15 protein-coding genes are annotated in these 16,783 nt (G+C 39.0%); 1 reads left to right on the forward strand and 14 read right to left on the reverse strand.

The features are described 5' to 3' along the window. Window positions 1-351 precede the first annotated feature (351 nt). The 5 genes from gndA to mce all read right to left on the reverse strand — a co-directional run bounded on the left by gndA (window position 352) and on the right by mce (window position 6,597). A complete protein-coding gene (gndA, locus tag F7984_RS13075) occupies window positions 352-1,767 on the reverse strand; it encodes an NADP-dependent phosphogluconate dehydrogenase (RefSeq protein WP_066104849.1) in 1,416 nt (471 codons plus the stop codon). Between the two features lie 87 nt (window positions 1,768-1,854). Further along, entirely contained in the window at window positions 1,855-3,126 is a 1,272-nt protein-coding gene (locus F7984_RS13080) for a DNA polymerase IV (protein WP_140462044.1), read from the reverse strand. A 106-nt stretch (window positions 3,127-3,232) separates the two neighbouring features. Continuing rightward, entirely contained in the window at window positions 3,233-4,360 is a 1,128-nt protein-coding gene (locus F7984_RS13085) for a M20/M25/M40 family metallo-hydrolase (protein ID WP_140462043.1), read from the reverse strand. A gap of 271 nt (window positions 4,361-4,631) precedes the next feature. Beyond that, a complete protein-coding gene (locus F7984_RS13090) occupies window positions 4,632-6,182 on the reverse strand; it encodes an acyl-CoA carboxylase subunit beta (RefSeq protein WP_181162045.1) in 1,551 nt (516 codons plus the stop codon). A 1-nt stretch (window position 6,183) separates the two neighbouring features. Continuing rightward, entirely contained in the window at window positions 6,184-6,597 is a 414-nt protein-coding gene (gene mce / locus F7984_RS13095) for a methylmalonyl-CoA epimerase (protein WP_066104864.1), read from the reverse strand. Window positions 6,598-6,754: 157 nt separating this feature from the next. Here mce and prli42 point away from each other — a divergent pair, with 157 nt between their 5' ends. Continuing rightward, complete coding sequence (prli42, locus tag F7984_RS13100; RefSeq protein ID WP_139063836.1) at window positions 6,755-6,850, forward strand: stressosome-associated protein Prli42; 96 nt, start codon at window positions 6,755-6,757, stop codon at window positions 6,848-6,850. 24 nt (window positions 6,851-6,874) lie between these two features. Here prli42 and F7984_RS13105 read toward each other — a convergent pair whose 3' ends face one another. The 9 genes from F7984_RS13105 to F7984_RS13145 all read right to left on the reverse strand — a co-directional run bounded on the left by F7984_RS13105 (window position 6,875) and on the right by F7984_RS13145 (window position 16,751). Then, complete coding sequence (locus tag F7984_RS13105; protein ID WP_225983603.1) at window positions 6,875-7,459, reverse strand: L,D-transpeptidase; 585 nt, start codon at window positions 7,457-7,459, stop codon at window positions 6,875-6,877. Then, on the reverse strand, window positions 7,460-8,431 hold the full coding sequence (locus F7984_RS13110; RefSeq protein WP_139892462.1) for an aromatic acid exporter family protein: 972 nt from the start codon (window positions 8,429-8,431) through the stop codon (window positions 7,460-7,462). It abuts the gene before it with no gap. A gap of 84 nt (window positions 8,432-8,515) precedes the next feature. Then, the gene (locus F7984_RS13115; protein WP_066104869.1) at window positions 8,516-9,238 is read right to left on the reverse strand and encodes an amino acid ABC transporter ATP-binding protein; all 723 of its coding nucleotides are present in this window, start codon (window positions 9,236-9,238) and stop codon (window positions 8,516-8,518) included. Next, complete coding sequence (locus tag F7984_RS13120) at window positions 9,238-9,891, reverse strand: amino acid ABC transporter permease (protein WP_066104872.1); 654 nt, start codon at window positions 9,889-9,891, stop codon at window positions 9,238-9,240. The genes F7984_RS13115 and F7984_RS13120 overlap by 1 nt, the downstream gene beginning before the upstream one ends. Before the next feature lie 66 nt (window positions 9,892-9,957). After that, entirely contained in the window at window positions 9,958-10,743 is a 786-nt protein-coding gene (locus F7984_RS13125) for a transporter substrate-binding domain-containing protein (RefSeq protein ID WP_066104877.1), read from the reverse strand. 342 nt (window positions 10,744-11,085) lie between these two features. Beyond that, the gene (locus F7984_RS13130) at window positions 11,086-11,523 is read right to left on the reverse strand and encodes a BrxA/BrxB family bacilliredoxin (RefSeq protein ID WP_139892467.1); all 438 of its coding nucleotides are present in this window, start codon (window positions 11,521-11,523) and stop codon (window positions 11,086-11,088) included. A 191-nt stretch (window positions 11,524-11,714) separates the two neighbouring features. Further along, window positions 11,715-12,758, reverse strand: coding sequence for a methylmalonyl Co-A mutase-associated GTPase MeaB (meaB, locus tag F7984_RS13135; RefSeq protein ID WP_066104884.1), 1,044 nt, complete (start codon window positions 12,756-12,758; stop codon window positions 11,715-11,717). Further along, window positions 12,745-14,925 (reverse strand): methylmalonyl-CoA mutase, encoded by a 2,181-nt coding sequence (scpA, locus tag F7984_RS13140; RefSeq protein ID WP_140462041.1) that lies wholly within the window; start codon window positions 14,923-14,925, stop codon window positions 12,745-12,747. The genes meaB and scpA overlap by 14 nt, the downstream gene beginning before the upstream one ends. Next, window positions 14,922-16,751, reverse strand: coding sequence for a methylmalonyl-CoA mutase family protein (locus F7984_RS13145; RefSeq protein WP_140462040.1), 1,830 nt, complete (start codon window positions 16,749-16,751; stop codon window positions 14,922-14,924). The genes scpA and F7984_RS13145 overlap by 4 nt, the downstream gene beginning before the upstream one ends. Window positions 16,752-16,783: the final 32 nt, after the last annotated feature.

The following is a 16,783-nucleotide window of genomic DNA, read 5'->3' on the forward strand; positions in this document are numbered from 1 at the left end:
CAGAGGTATACAAATATGAATACAGCTATGGCAGCTGAATCCTTTATTTATACTCTATTCAATGAAAGAACGTGTTATGGGCACACTAATCCAATTTTCAGGCTTCTGTTTTATTTAAAAACATCGCATAAAACAAGATTAGATTCTCATCGTCCCAATATCAGTCCTTTACCTTTTATTGTTTACAGTATATGCCAGCAGCTTAAGTGGTGTCAAATCATTCTAAAACTATTATGACTTTTCTGTCACTTAGATATACTAAAATCTATTAACTAGTATGGATTTCATTCCCATGATTATACATAAAAAAAGCAGCTTAAAGTACAAGGTCTTTAAGCTGCTTTATTGATATTATTTAGATTCCATCCATTCAGTATGGAAAATACCTTCTTTATCTACACGCTCGTATGTGTGAGCTCCAAAGTAGTCACGTTGTGCCTGTAATAGATTTGCAGGCAATGTTTCTGCACGGTAGCTGTCATAGTAGGACAATGCTGCTGTAAAGCATGGTACCGGAATACCAGCTTGAACAGCTGCAACAATTACTTCACGCAACGCTTCCTGATAGCTTAATGCAATTTCCTTGAAATAATCGTCCAAAAGAAGATTCTTAAGGTTAGGATTGCGATCATAAGCATCTTTAATCTTTTGAAGGAATTGTGCACGAATGATGCATCCGCCCCGGAAGATCATCGCAATATCACCATACTGAAGATCCCAATTGTATTCGTCAGATGCAGCTTTCATTTGAGCAAAGCCTTGAGCATATGAACAAATTTTGCTCAAATATAAAGCTTTTCGAATTGATTCGATAAACGCTGCTTTATCTCCGGCAAATGGTTTAACCTCAGGACCTGTTAAAACTTTAGAGGCTTCCACCCGTTCTTCTTTCAATGCGGATAAGAAACGCGCAAATACAGACTCAGTAATGATTGGCAGTGGAACACCAAGATCCAGTGCACTTTGACTTGTCCACTTTCCAGTTCCTTTTTGTCCTGCTTTATCAAGGATTACATCTACCATCGGCTTACCGGTCTCATCATCTTTTTTCGTAAAGATGTCAGCAGTAATTTCGATTAGATAGCTATCAAGTTCACCTTTATTCCATTCTGAGAATACACCATGAAGTTCATCAGCATTAAGCCCTAAAATATGGCGTAATAAAGCATAGGATTCGGAAATCAATTGCATATCTCCGTATTCAATTCCATTGTGAACCATCTTCACATAATGGCCAGCCCCATCCGGCCCAATATATGTACAACAAGCATCATCGCCAACTTTAGCGGAAATAGCTTTTAAAATGGGAGCTACAAGCTCGTATGCTTCCTTTTGTCCTCCAGGCATAATAGAAGGGCCTTTCAGTGCTCCCTCTTCACCGCCGGATACACCTGTCCCAATAAAATGGAATCCTTGCTTGCTTAGTTCTTCATTACGGCGTTGCGTATCTTTAAAGAACGTGTTACCGCCATCAATCAGGATATCCCCTTTATCAAGATAAGGAGTTAATTGGGCAATAGTTGCATCAGTTGCTGCACCCGCTTTAACCATGATTAAGATTTTACGCGGCGTTTCCAATGAGTTTACAAATTCTTCGATTGAATAGGTAGGATGAACATTTCTGCCTTCTGCCTCTTTCATCATAGCATCTGTTTTTTCGGATGAACGATTATATACTGAAACGGAATATCCACGGCTTTCAATATTAAATGCTAAATTCTTACCCATTACGGCAAGACCGATTACACCGATTTGTTGTTTTTCCATCTGTAAACATTCCTTTCATTGATTTATTCGCTATATTAAATCGTATTAACTTTAGCAATTTTACACTATTTTCGCAAGTGCTACGAATTAGTTTCCCTTGTCATTCCTAGGTTTGGGACGTTTTAAGAAGTCCTTGCTAAAACTGGTATTAGCATCCACTTTATTGTTATCTATTTCTATCCCTTTTCGGATAATTTTATCCCCAAACTTTTTAGTTAGCTTTTCCACAGTCGTATCCAATTTCACTTCTTTTTCATCCTGATCAAAAGAAAAAATGTCCAATTGCTTAATTGCTTCCTGCTGTTCAACTACTTCATTTGCTGTTACCCCTAATAGCCTAACTGGATTTCCATTCCAATGCTTTGAAAAAAGATCTCGTGCATGGCTATATAGATCTTCAGCCTTATGAATAGGATTTTGAAGGGTTTTACCTCGTGTTACTGTTTTTCGATCCTTATAACGAATCATGATTTGAACTTTTATAGTCAGCAGTTCCTTTTTCTTTAACCGAGCAGAAACTTTTTCACTCAAACGATGAAGGACTTCGAACAATTCCTGCTGGTTTGTTACATCTCTTGGTAATGTGGTTGAATTCCCGACACTTTTAAAATCATATATCGACTCAGGATCTACCACACGTCTGTCAATGCCATTAGCTCTTTCTCTTAATCGAACCCCATTAATTCCAAGCAGCTTTTTAAGCGAAACCTCATGTGCATTAGCCAAATCACCAATTGTTTTAATGTTTATTGATGACAGTTTTTCAGCTGTTTTCTGGCCCACTCCATGCATCTCTCCAACCGGCAGGGGCCATAGTTTAGCCTGGACTTCACGCTTTCTAAGAATTGTAATTCCCATTGGCTTTTTCATATCTGAAGCTGTTTTCGCCAAAAACTTATTTGGAGCTATCCCTATACTGCAAGGCAAATCCATCGTCTCCATAATCCTTTTTTGAATGGTCTGGGCTATTTCAACTGGTGATTTTTCCCCGCAATAATCGGTAATATCCAAATACCCTTCATCAATCGAAACTGGTTCTACAAGCGGTGTATACATCCGCAACAAATCAAAAATACCTTGAGAGGCAGCACGGTACCGGTCGAAATTAGGTTCCATCAGGATAAGGCCGGGACAAAGCTTCTGCGCCTGCCAAATAGGCATGGTCGTTTTCACTCCATGTTTACGCGCTGCATAGCTGCATGTCACGATAATCCCTCTTCTTTCTTTTGCATTCCCGGCAATTGCCAATGGCTTGCCTTTCAATTCAGGATTATGTGCCATTTCAACTGAGGCGTAGAAGCTATTCATATCCACGTGTAAAATGACTCTTCCGCCTTTTTTTACTTGACGTTGTTCCATCTCTTTAAACCCTCTTATTCCCTTATATTCACTGTTTATCCGGCACTAAACAATTTTATGTAAAATGGCCACCGGAATAATCCAGTGGCACCTTGAACGAACACTATTATTTAGATGGATTTGCTACTTCTTCAATAATTGCAAGTACCATTTCACCAAGCTTATTAAGCTCAGCAATTGGCATTTTTTCACTTGTAGTATGGATATCCTCATATCCTACCGCAAGATTAACTGTAGGAATGCCGTGTCCAGCAATGACATTTGCATCACTGCCTCCTCCGCTGTGCTGAAGTTTTGGTTCACGGCCGATTTTAACGGCTGCTTTTTTAGCAACTTCCACTACATGATCACCATGATCATATTTAAAACCAGGATACATAACCGTTACTTCTACTTCAGCAGAACCGCCCATTTCTGCAGCTGTTGATTCGAAGGCATCTTTCATTTTCGCAACTTGAGCTTCCATCTTCTCAGGAATCAAAGAGCGTGCTTCAGCTAGAATTTCTACGTGATCACAAACGATATTTGTTTGAGTACCACCCTCAAAGCGACCGATATTAGCAGTTGTTTCTTCGTCAATTCGTCCAAGCGGCATTTTGGCAATAGCTTTAGCCGCAATCGTAATTGCAGAAACACCTTTTTCCGGCGCAACTCCTGCATGCGCTGTTTTACCTTTAATAACAGCCTGTACTTTAGCTTGTGTCGGTGCTGCAACAATAATGTTACCAACCGCTTCATCACTATCCAATGCAAAACCATATGTAGCTTTAATAAGAGAACGATCCAATACCTTTGCACCAACTAAGCCGGATTCTTCACCAACTGTGATGATGAATTGGATTGTGCCATGCTCAATATTGTTTTCTTTTAATACACGGATAACTTCCAGCATTACGGAAAGACCAGTTTTATCATCTGCCCCAAGAATAGTTGTACCATCAGTTACTACATAACCATCTTTAATGGAAGGTTTGACACCGTTACCAGGAACAACCGTATCCATATGGGATGTAAAATAGATCGTATCAACACCTTCTTTAGTGCCAGGCAGCGTACAAATTAAGTTGCCTGCTCCAAAGCCAGTAAGTTCCTTTGCATTGTCCTCGTAAACGTCTACTCCGAGAAGACTGAATTTATCTTTTAAGATTTTTGCTATTTGTCCTTCATTTTTTGTTTCAGAATCAATTTGTACTAATTCTAAGAATTCTTGTAATAATCTCTCTTCATTAATCAATTGTCTTCCTCCTATCAGGAATAAGTTACTTTATAAGTATACCGATGTTTTTGTCATAAGAAAAGAGCAGGCACTTGACATATGGCAGACAGTTTTTCCCTTTGCAAATAATAATTTTGAGCCATTCTCTTTTTCAGGGAATGAGGTGTACGGTTAGTATCATTTAGGAATTACAAGTCTTTTATTCAGCTGTATAATAATCAGATACAATTAATCCTTATTAAAAAAATAGATTACAAGAAAAGAGCCCTTTATAGGACTCTTCAATAGATTAAAGCGGAATATTTCCATGTTTTTTTGACGGCCTTGATTCTTTTTTTGTTCGAAGCATCTCTAAGGCCTGTGCCAATTTAATTCGGGTTTCTCTTGGATCGATAACATCATCGACCATCCCTTGACTTGCCGCTATATATGGATTGGCAAATTTTACGCGGTATTCTTCAATTTTTTGTTGGCGTACAGCTTCAGGATCAGAGCTATTGTTAATTTCTTTAGCAAAAATGATATTGGCTGCACCCTGTGGCCCCATTACAGCGATTTCAGCATTCGGCCAAGCATAGACAAGATCAGCCCCAATCGATTTACTGTTTAAGGCTACATATGCTCCCCCATATGCTTTTCTTAAAATCACCGTTAATTTTGGAACGGTTGCTTCCGAATAAGCATACAAAATTTTTGCACCATGCCGAATAATTCCTCCATGCTCCTGTTTAATTCCCGGAAAAAATCCAGTTACATCCTCAAATGTAATAATCGGGATATTAAATGAATCACAGAAACGGATAAATCTTGCCGCCTTATCAGAAGAATTGATATCGAGTCCTCCCGCCATATATTTCGGTTGATTACATACCAAACCGACTGTCTCACCTTTAATTCTAGCTAAACCAATCACTAGGTTTCGAGCAAAACTCTCTTGAATTTCAAAGAAGGAATCCTGATCGACTACTGCATTTACAACCTTTCTTACATCATAAGGACGGATACCGTCATAAGGTACCAATTCAGCAATATCAGGACAATAATCATTTTGCTCAGTCCATTCACTTACTGGTGGTTTTTCTTCATTATTTAAAGGCAGATAGGAAAGCAATTTCCTTACCAAACGTAATGTTTCTTCCTCAGTTTTTCCTTCAAAATGTGCATTTCCACTAATAGAATTATGGACTTTCGCTCCACCTAAATCTTCTGAACTAATTTTTTCTCCGGTCACGGTTTCTATCACTTTTGGACCGGTGATGAACATTTGGCTTGTTTGATCCACCATAAAAACGAAATCCGTAATGGCTGGAGAATACACGGCACCACCTGCACATGGGCCCATGATAACTGATATTTGCGGTACAACGCCCGAGTAGATAACATTGCGGTAAAAAACCTGGCCATATCCATCCAGCGAGGTGACACCCTCCTGAATTCTCGCTCCGCCGGAATCATTTAATCCTATTATTGGAGCTCCGTTTTTAGCAGCCAAATCCATAATGGATGATATTTTCTTGGCATGCATCTCACCCAACGCTCCGCCAAATACGGTAAAATCCTGAGAAAAAATATAAACTGGCCTTCCATCAATTTTGCCATAGCCGGTTACAACCCCATCGCCAGGCCCTTTTATTTGATCCAAACCAAAGTCTCTGTTGCGATGTTCAACAAAAGCATTCAGTTCAACAAAGCTATTATCATCCATCAAAATATCGATTCTCTCTCTAGCTGTCAATTTTCCTTTTTCGTGTTGTTTTTCAATCTTATCCCATCCGCCACCAAGCTCGATATCATTTTTTCTATCATACAGTTCGGTTATTCTTTCATACATATCCACTATTTTATTCCTCCCGTTCCGGTTTCTCTAGAACCTCTACTAAAACTCCCTGTACCGACTTAGGATGTATAAAAGCTACTTGTGTATGATGTGCTCCGGGTCTGGGTTCTTCATCAATCAATTGAATGCCATTATCCTTTATTTCTTTAATTCTTTCTTTAATATCACTCACTTCAAGCGCAATATGGTGTATGCCTTCCCCTCTTTTTGCAATAAATTTTGCAACAGCACTTGATTCATTCAAGGGCTCCAATAACTCTATTCGTGTATTACCAGTGGATAAAAAAGCTACCCTAACTCCCTGGCTCTCGACTATTTCTTCCCCTTCATTTACCATACCAAAAATCCCCTCATATAAAGGAAGCGCTTTCGAAATGGAACGAACAGCAATGCCGATATGGTCAATTCCCTTTTGCATACAAATCCCCCTTTATTTTCCTATCTTAAATAATAGAGCATTCTTAAAATTCTATAAAGATATTTTGCTCAAATAGTGAATGAAATTTTTTTAGACTTGAGGAGTTTTGCTAAACATAGTAGTATCAAATAGAAGAATGTAAAAGGAGTGTAGCTCTATGTCTAAAAAGCGTACACAGAAGATAATCGTTTATATTATGATTTTTACGATGGTCGCGGTGACCTTATTATCCGGTTTGTCAGCTTTCCTATAAAAAATAAACCTCATCTTTTTCTCTTCACGGAGAGTCAGATGAGGTTTTTTCGTTTATGGCATGAAATAGTCTCGCATAAAAAGAAGCAGGCTCTGAATTATCATAGATGTACACCTTTGTACCAAGCGGAACTAATTCAAACAGTACCTGGACTTCTTGATTTTTCATCCGGATACATCCAGCAGACACCTTTTTTCCAATCGAATCCTCCTGATTCGTTCCATGAATCCCGTAATTTCTACCATTCGTTTTACGTGCATCAAACCCCATCCATCTAGAGCCGAGTGGGTTTCTTTCATCATTACCGGGAATCGACTTTCTGGAGTATTCAGGATCCTCGAATTTTGTAATAATCGTAAATAGACCCTCTGGTGTATCTTCATCATTCTTTCCAGTAGCAATCGAAAATTGATATCTTTCCTGATTATCAACATAAAATACTAGCTGATTGGTTTGTTTATTAATCACGATAAACGGATCCCCGGGAATTGGGTTGGGTCCTAAAGGCCATATTGGAGACATTACTTGCAGTAATAACCAGAGTGACATCCATTTCATAAAAAACACCCATCCTTTTTGTTTAGGATGGGCTCTGAACTGTGTTTTCATTCATTTCTTTTCTTTAGAATTTGGCAGTGGTTTCACTGTACTTTTGATTATTAGATAGTCTTTCAATTCTTTGATCAGCTGGAAAAGTGCGGCCCGTTTCTCAAAATCATCGAAGGATGTTGGAATTTCTTTCTTTTTTACTTCCTTCACTAACTTCTCAAGCATCTCGATGTATTCATTAGCGGTATTATGATGATGAACATTATCACTTAAAAATCCAATGTATTCACCAAGTTCATGACTGACCTCATCACCCGACAAATCCATCTTAGCAGCTAAAGGCAGTATTCTCTTTAAGATACTCAACTGTTTTTCACGGAGTTTAAAATAGTGATAGTACGAGGCATCATCGACTATTTTATGATTTTCTTCCTCCAAAGCTGCATAGTAAACCGCTTTTCGAATTAAATTTTCTGCATCTATAATCTCTTTACCGCTCCAGGCACTGTTCCCTGTCACCAAATAATTACTTAATTCCTTAAAAATAATACTATAGAGCTTTTCAATATCCATTCGGTATTTTTTTAGCTCCCGCTCCATGTTCGGCATATAAAAGTTAACCAGAAAGGCAACTGTAATCCCAATGACAACTAGTAAAAATTCATTAAGTAAGCTTGACAATGTAATCGAATTAGAAGCGTATAAGTGCAAAATAATTACACTGCTTGTCACAATACCGCCAGAAATATTTAATGCAACAGTTGTCGGAATAAAAAACAACAGCATTAATCCAATGACAGGAGGTGTATATCCGAGAAGTTCAAAAAATGCAAAGGAATAAAGCATGGCCAATGAACAGGCAAAGAAACGCTCACCGGCAGCCCTGAACGATCGCTTTTTTGTTCTTTGAATACACAATATAGTAATGATTCCAGCAGAGGCAAAACTCTGAAGCCCAATTATTTGGGCTATGTATATAGCAATTGGAGTCCCTATAGCCGTTTTAACGGTTCGATATCCGATTTTAAACATAGTTTATGTAGTCCCTCTCATGCAATTTAATGCAAAAAAGACGCTCTGAAATCAGACCATCTTTTTACTAATAGCATAAACTTTTTAGAGTACCTTTTGCAAGAAGTCTTTAGCACGTTCAGATTTAGGATTCGAGAAAAACTCTGCCGGAGGGGCATCCTCCACAATCACTCCTCCATCTAAAAATAAAACACGATCGGCTACTTCCTTGGCAAATCCCATTTCATGCGTCACAATCGCCATTGTCATCCCTGAAGTTGCCAGTGATTTCATAACTTCGAGTACTTCTTTCACCATCTCAGGATCAAGCGCTGAAGTAGGTTCATCAAACAGCATAATTTCAGGTTTCATGGCTAATGCTCGCGCTATGGCTACCCTTTGTTTTTGACCGCCGGAGAGGCGTTCAGGATACACATTCGCTTTATCTTCCATTCCTACTTTTGCCAATAGTTCCATTGCTTCCTTTTTGGCTTGCTCTTTCTTGACTTTGCGGACTTTCATTGGTGCGTACATGATGTTTTCCAAAACCGTCTTATGAGGAAACAGATAAAAGTGCTGGAATACCATTCCTACATTCTGACGCATCGCTAACACATCTGTTTTCGGTGCAGTAATCTCCTCACCCTTTATCCAAATCTGTCCGCCAGTTGGTTTTTCCATTAGGTTCATACAACGAAGAAATGTTGATTTACCGGAACCGGATGGTCCAATTACAGCAATCACTTCTCCTTCTTTTATCTCTGTGGAAATCCCCTTTAGAACTTCCAGCTTTCCATAGCTTTTATATAGCTCTTTTACTTTAATCATCAGTGCTGCAACCTCTTTTCAAGCATTTTTCCGATTAGCGTTAAAATCATAACCAGTACGTAATAGATTAAACCTGCAAACAGAAGCGGCTCTAAATATTGGAAGGTTTGTCCCCCAACTTGGTATGCGCGTCTCATGATATCCATTACGCCAATAGTTGTAACGATCGCAGATTCCTTTGTAAGCGTGATGAATTCATTCATTAAGGCAGGTAAAATATTTTTATATGCCTGCGGAAGGATGATATTGGCCATCATGCTGCTGTATGGAACACCAAGTGCCATGGCCGCTTCCCTTTGACCCTTATCTACCGCAAGAACCCCCCCACGGATAATTTCGGAAATATATGCAGCCGAGTTTAAAGAAAATGCTAAAACTGCTGCCCAATACCCTTCAATCTGAAAACCAAATAATTGCGGTGAAGCAAAATAAATAATCATTAATTGAAGAACTAATGGAGTACCCCTAAATATAGATGTATAAAAATCTGATAACCAAATGAGCGGCTTAATTGTAGTGATTTTGCATAAGGCTATAATGGTTCCAAGAAAGAAACCAAACAATGCAGCCAATGCTGCTATTTGCAATGTCGTATATACACCTTCCATTATATAGGGCATGGAAGGGATAATATCTGTAAAATCAAGATTCATGTACTTTCTCCTATCACTGTTAATAAAAAGAAAATTTCAGAAAGGGGTTCTCCCTTTCTGAAATTATTATTCAGCGTCTCCGCCAAACCATTTTAGAACTAACTCTTCAAGTTCACCATTTTCTTTCATCTTTTTCAACTCTTCATTAAATTGATCGCGCAATTCACTGCCTTTTTTGAAAGCAATGGCAGATCCAACTTCTTCTGCATCTCCTTCAAGAAGGAATCCTGTTAAATCTTCATTCTTATCAAGATACCCTTGTGCCACTAAATCTTCAATAATAGCCGCATCAAAACGTTCAGATTTTATTTCCTGTACCAATTCAGGAATTTTGTCACGGTTTTCAACTGTCATTTTTGTTGTTTTAGCTAATTCCTGAGCTTTTTCTTCTTGAATAGAACCCATTTGTACCCCGACAGTTTTATTTTCCAGATCTTTAACTGATTCGATTTTGTTATCTTTTGAAGTGACAATCATATGGTTCGCTGTGTAATAAATATCAGAGAAATCCACATTCTTTTCACGCTCCTCAGTTGGAGTCATCCCAGCCATAACAAAATCAGCTTGTCCATTTTTCACAGCCGTTACTAAACCGCCAAAATCCATATCGACAACTTCTACTTTATAACCAAGTTTCCCAGCAATCGCTTTTGCCAAATCTACATCAAATCCGATAATTTCATCACTTTTCGCTGTATCAATGTATTCGAATGGTTTATAATCAGCCGATGTAGCCATTTTTAAAACTTTTTCATCTTCAGAACCATTTCCTGACTCGTCAGAACTTCCACAAGCCGTTAATACCGAAACTGCTAATACTGCTGTCAATAAACTAAGCAACCATTTTTTCATTGTCCTTTACCCCCACTATAATGTGTTTTTCATGATGATAGTTTTCATTTCCTTACACAATTAAACTATCAAACTATATTTTAAGATTTAATAAATATTATATATATGCAACAAAATGTATTTTAACACATAAAATCTGTTTTGCAAAATATTTAATTATTATGTATATATAATTAATTTTTCTTGAGTTTTCACGCGTTAAACTAAAAAAGAAGTATCAAAAAATGATACTTCTCCCATAACATTATAATAAAATTATATACAGAATTTTATTATATTTAGACATTTTCATTCTTATCTTTTTTGAGCTTATTTTCCTCTTTTCACCTGAGGTAAGATCGATTAGACTTCTTCACAATATTCATCAAACATTTTTTGCAGATTTTCAATTACTTCTACAGGTTCATGCCCTTCAATCTCATGACGCTCAACCATTTTAATGATTTTTCCATCTTTTAAAAGAGCGAATGATGGAGAGGAAGGCGGATAGCCCGTAAAGTATTCTCTTGCTCTGGCAGTAGCTTCTTTATCCTGACCGGCAAAGACCGTTACCAATTGGTCTGGTCTTTTATCATAATTCACTGCATGATAAGCAGCAGGACGAGCAATACCACCTGCACATCCACAAACAGAGTTAACCATAACAAGCGTTGTTCCCTTTTTGCTTAGAGTCTCATCTACTTCTTCTGCAGTTGTTAATTCTTTGTAACCTGCATTTTGTATTTCCTGACGAGCCTGGCGAACCACGTCGTTCATAAATAAATTAAAATTCATGCTCACTTAAACATCTTCCTTTCTATCGGAGCTACCCTTATAGTATCAGAGCAGCCGTTTTTTATAAAATATTCCAGATGACAGGTTTAGTTTACTTACACAGGGGAATAGTACCTTTAATTAAGATGACCCCCTATACTCCTAAACTTTTGGATAGCCATAAGGCTATCCATCTTTTTTATGTACTACTCTACATTTTACTTATCCTTCGAAAAAAAATACAGATGAAATAATTCAGCAGCTGCTTTTGAAACTATTTTCTCTCCATCTCTGACACTTGCTTCGATAATCGGTAATAGTTTCTTAACAGCTTTATCGGTATAAAAATGATCAATGATTTGCTGTTCTACTTCACTCTCAAACCATTTTGTGACCTGCCGTTTTCGCCTATTCGAAAATTCACCTGTTTCCTTTGTGAAAACGGAAAATTCTATAATGGCCTCCCAAATTTCATTCAGACCCTGTTTATGCAAGGCTGAACAAGCAAACGTCCTGACAGTCCAATCCTTTGTAGCCGGTATATGATCACGGAGGATTTGACGGTATTCCTCTTTCGCTCGCATTGCTAGCTTTTCATTTTCCCCATCAGCTTTATTAACAGCTATTCCATCGACAAGCTCAAGGATGCCTTTTTTCATTCCTTGCAGTTCGTCTCCTGCACCCGTAAGAGTCAGCAGCAGAAAAAAATCTACCATATCCCTGACTTCAGCTTCACTTTGTCCCACTCCAACCGTTTCTACTAAGATCACTGAATATCCGGCAGCCTCACAAATCATCATGCTTTCTCTTGTTTTACGGTGCACACCGCCTAATTTACCTCCTGATGGGGTCGGGCGGATAAAGGCATTTGGATGTTTCGAAAGTTCTTCCATCCTAGTTTTATCCCCAAGTATACTGCCTCCGCTGATGGAAGAGCTTGGGTCAATGGCAAGTACGGCCACTTTATACCCAAGCTCACATAAAAATAGCCCCATATTCTCAATAAATGTACTCTTTCCTGCCCCTGGAACCCCACTAATACCGATGCGAATTGAATTCCCTGTAAAGGGGAGGATAGATTGCAAAATCTCTTCAGCCTGCGGACGATAAACGTCCCCTTTGCTTTCAACGAAAGTAATGGCTTTTGATAATGCTTGTAATTGCCCGGCTTTTAAGTTCCGGACAATTTCCTCTGTATCAACGGGCTTCGTATGGACTCTCTTATATCTTTTTCTTTCGTATTGCTGATTATGGTCTGTCATGACTGGACACTTCCTCATACCCTAGCCTTTTATAAATTTCATTTACTATTTTGATAGCCGCTTCCGGTATGACGGTTCCAGGACCAAATATAGCTGAAGCACCATGCTTGTATAAATAATCATAGTCCTGCTCCGGTATGACGCCTCCTGCAATAATGACGATATCCTCCCGGCCAAGTTTTTTTAGTTCACTGGCCAATTGAGGCAACAATGTTTTATGCCCTCCGGCTAAAGAACTCATCCCAATGACATGCACATCATTTTCAACTGCCTGTTTAGCAGATTCCTCCGGTGTTTGAAATAAAGGACCCATATCGACATCAAATCCAAGATCTGCATAAGCTGATGCAACAATTTTGGCCCCACGGTCATGACCGTCCTGACCCATTTTAGCAATTAATATTCGAGGACGGCGACCCTCATTAAGCAAAAATTCCTCTGTTAATTCTCTAACTTCATTGATTTTATCTAACTCCCGATAATGGGAACCATAGACTCCGCTGATTGTTCGGATAACAGCGCGGTGGCGACCCGAAACCGCTTCTATCGCATCCGAGATTTCACCAAGAGTTGCTCTTGCAATTGCTGCCTCAACAGCCAATTCCAACAAATTTCCTTCGCCAGACTGTGCCGCTTTGGTCAATGCATTCAGTGTTTTTGTAACTTGTTCCTGATTACGCGTATCCTTAATCGTTTCGAGTCGTTTAATCTGCTGTTCGCGGACCTTTGAATTATCAATTTCAAGGATATCAAATTCTTCTTTTTCTTCTGTCCTGTATTGATTGATTCCAATCATGATTTCTTCACCGGAATCAATCTTTGCTTGCCGGCGTGCAGAAGCTTCCTCAATCCTCATCTTTGGAATACCGGATTCAATTGCCTTGGCCATCCCTCCAAGCTGTTCAATTTCCTCCAAATGTGCCCATGCTTTCTCAATTAAACGATTCGTTAAGGACTCGACATAATAGGAACCACCCCATGGATCAATAACATTTGTAATTCCGGTTTCCTCCTGCAGGAATAACTGCGTATTCCTGGCGATACTAGCTGAAAACTCTGTCGGCAGCGCAATCGCTTCATCAAAAGCATTTGTATGTAAGGATTGAGTATGCCCAAGTGCCGCTGCGTGTGCCTCTATTAAAGTTCTGGCGATATTATTGAATGGATCTTGTTCAGCAAGGCTCCAACCGGATGTTTGCGAATGTGTTCTAAGTGCCAGCGATTTTTCATTTTTCGGATCAAATTGCTTCATAAGTTTTGACCATAAAAAGCGAGCCGCTCTTAGCTTAGCAACTTCCATAAAATAGTTCATACCGATACCCCAAAAAAACGATAAACGTGGGGCAAATGTATCAATAGCTATGCCCGCTTTCAATCCTGTTCTCACATACTCAATTCCATCAGCCAGTGTATAGGCAAGCTCCAAATCCGCAGGTGCTCCTGCCTCCTGCATATGATAGCCAGAGATTGATATACTATTAAATTTCGGCATATGAGCGGAGGTATACTCAAAGATATCGGCAATAATTTTCATAGACATAGCTGGTGGGTAAATATATGTATTACGTACCATATATTCTTTTAAAATATCATTCTGTATCGTACCGGTAAGCCGTGATGAATCTACGCCCTGTTCTTTTGCTGTAGCAATATAAAATGCCATTATCGGCAATACGGCACCATTCATTGTCATCGACACAGACATTTTCTCTAGTGGTATACCGGAAAATAGTATTTTCATGTCTTCTATCGAATCAATCGCAACTCCCGCTTTCCCAACATCCCCAACCACACGCGGATGATCAGAATCATAGCCTCGATGAGTCGCTAAATCAAATGCAACCGATAACCCTTTTTGTCCCATCTCCAAATTCCGTCTGTAAAAAGCATTCGATTCTTCAGCAGTAGAAAAGCCTGCATATTGGCGAACTGTCCATGGGCGGTTTACATACATCGCTGCATAGGGCCCCCGCGTAAAGGGAGCAATCCCCGGGAAGGACGGTACATGCTCCACCAGTTCTAAATCATCCCGATTATATAGAGGCTTTAACGGTATTTGCTCATTTGTTTCAAAGTCAGGAATATCCGAACGTATATCTGCTGAATCTGAAACGAAATCCTCATGGACAGACTGCCAATCTATTTGTGAAAAATCCGGTTTTTTCATGCCTTTACCCCCTGCCTTGATGACAATATGGTTAATAGGTCAATCATATTTGTATGTCGGTCAATTTTCTTCCAATTAAATTCCTTGATAGCCAAATCAAAATTCCCCACTGCATAAATATGCATATTGCTGTCTACTTTTAAATTGGATAATGGCGTATTCAGGTGATTCTCATCACCGCATATCAGGAAATAGCTTCCCTGGCAACCTCTTATTATCTCTTCCAGCATTTCTTGATTTACTATTCCGGTTCGCTCTGTATAACTCAGACCCCCTGCCGCCAATACTTCTTTTGAAAGATCAATATATGGCTTAGATTGAGAGACGCTGCCCAGTCCAATCACTATGATTCTTTGCCGTTGCTCCATCTCATTGCCCCAGGTCAAATTCATCGATCTAATAGCTTCAAATTCTGATGCTAAACGGATTGGTTTAAGCGGGAATATTTCTTTTTCACTCTTTTGAATGCTTTGCGTTTCTATTAAATTCTGTGCCAGATCCGGTCGTTCTTCCTTTGGATTTGCATACACATTTGTACCCACCATCTTTTCCTTCCTAATAGCTACCGCTGATAATCTGTTTTTAGCTAGCTCCGTTAACTCTCCTTGTATTTGCCCCTTCTTTAACTCTGAAAGAATACCGCCTTTTTTCTCCAGTTTAATAAACTGATCCCATGCCTGTTGACACAGTTCATCTGTTAAAGCCTCCAAATAGTAAGAACCCCCGCCTGGATCAGCTGTTTTCATTAACATGCTCTCTTCCCTAAGAATATGTGGAATGTTTCTTGCCAGGCGTTTTCCAAGAGAACTCTTTTCTCTTTGCAATTGATCGAATGGGATGACCGTGAGATACTGACAGTTCCCAATTACTGCTGCCAATGCTTCATTTGTTGAACGGAGGAGATTTACATAATGATCAAACCCCGTTTTATTTCTTAATGAGGTCTGTGCATGGATGTCCATTTTAAAGATGTTTTCCTGACCATATGATTTACCAACCGCAAACCAAAGCTTTCGCGCAGCTCGAAGTTTGGCAATTTGCATGAAAAAGGAGGAATCAATCGAGAATGAAAAAATTATTTTTTCTGCCGTTTCTTGTGCTGATAACCCTGCCTGCATGCCTTCAAATACATAATGTGCACCAAGTGATAATGAATACGCAATCTCTTTGACGGCATCTGCACCTGCTTCATGATAAGGCCTACTATTGACCAGAATTGTTTTTATTGTTGGGGAAGATAGATTCCAGTTCTTTATATAGTGAAACCAATCAGATAAGGCATTGTTTTCTTTAGTAGGTATAGACCCTCTTTCAGCCCATTCAGTAATTAAATCTCGTACCACTGCTCCTTGTTGATCAGATAGCCCGTTAACCTCAGCTAACTTTTCCATAATGATTTCCTGCCGGTTACCAGAACCAGCCTGTAGAAATAAAGGATAGTCCTCAATCGGCAAATCATTCAATAGTTTGATAAGTTCTTCACTGCCCATTTTGTTTACATCAAAGGAAATCGTATTTTGCCCATTCTCCAATGCCTCGAGTATAGTTCCCTTAATATTGCTTCCTGTTGCCACTTGGCAAATTTTTAGCGGGTGATGCTGATAGCCATTTTCATAGATTCCTCTTGTATAAGGAGGTTTACCGGGTACGGGTACTTCATCTTTTTCTGAATCCAAATTGTAAAGCGGTTTCAAAATGATTTTTTCAAACGTTTGAGTGTGTAATGTGTCCAGTTCTTTTCCCTTTAAAGATTTTAGAACTGCTTTTTCCCACTCCTCCACTGTTGTCTGTTGAAACCTATCATTCTTCGCATCCTTTATCTTCATAGCTTGCTTTCTACTAAAAGAAAGCTCCCTCC

This window comes from Pradoshia sp. D12 (genome assembly GCF_008935075.1).
GTDB lineage: Bacteria > Bacillota > Bacilli > Bacillales > Pradoshiaceae > Pradoshia.

Bases quoted from the DNA above. Each gene is read 5' to 3' on its own strand.
- F7984_RS13145 (WP_140462040.1), bottom strand. From the start codon at position 16,751: ATGAAGATAAAGGATGCGAAGAATGATAGGTTTCAACAGACAACAGTG.
- F7984_RS13080 (WP_140462044.1), bottom strand. From the start codon at position 3,126: ATGGAACAACGTCAAGTAAAAAAAGGCGGAAGAGTCATTTTACACGTG.
- F7984_RS13115 (WP_066104869.1), bottom strand. From the start codon at position 9,238: ATGATTAAAGTAAAAGAGCTATATAAAAGCTATGGAAAGCTGGAAGTT.
- F7984_RS13110 (WP_139892462.1), bottom strand. From the start codon at position 8,431: ATGTTTAAAATCGGATATCGAACCGTTAAAACGGCTATAGGGACTCCA.
- F7984_RS13105 (WP_225983603.1), bottom strand. From the start codon at position 7,459: ATGAAAACACAGTTCAGAGCCCATCCTAAACAAAAAGGATGGGTGTTT.
- F7984_RS13125 (WP_066104877.1), bottom strand. From the start codon at position 10,743: ATGAAAAAATGGTTGCTTAGTTTATTGACAGCAGTATTAGCAGTTTCG.
- mce (WP_066104864.1), bottom strand. From the start codon at position 6,597: ATGCAAAAGGGAATTGACCATATCGGCATTGCTGTTCGTTCCATTTCG.
- gndA (WP_066104849.1), bottom strand. From the start codon at position 1,767: ATGGAAAAACAACAAATCGGTGTAATCGGTCTTGCCGTAATGGGTAAG.
- meaB (WP_066104884.1), bottom strand. From the start codon at position 12,758: ATGACAGACCATAATCAGCAATACGAAAGAAAAAGATATAAGAGAGTC.
- F7984_RS13120 (WP_066104872.1), bottom strand. From the start codon at position 9,891: ATGAATCTTGATTTTACAGATATTATCCCTTCCATGCCCTATATAATG.
- scpA (WP_140462041.1), bottom strand. From the start codon at position 14,925: ATGAAAAAACCGGATTTTTCACAAATAGATTGGCAGTCTGTCCATGAG.
- prli42 (WP_139063836.1), top strand. From the start codon at position 6,755: ATGTCTAAAAAGCGTACACAGAAGATAATCGTTTATATTATGATTTTT.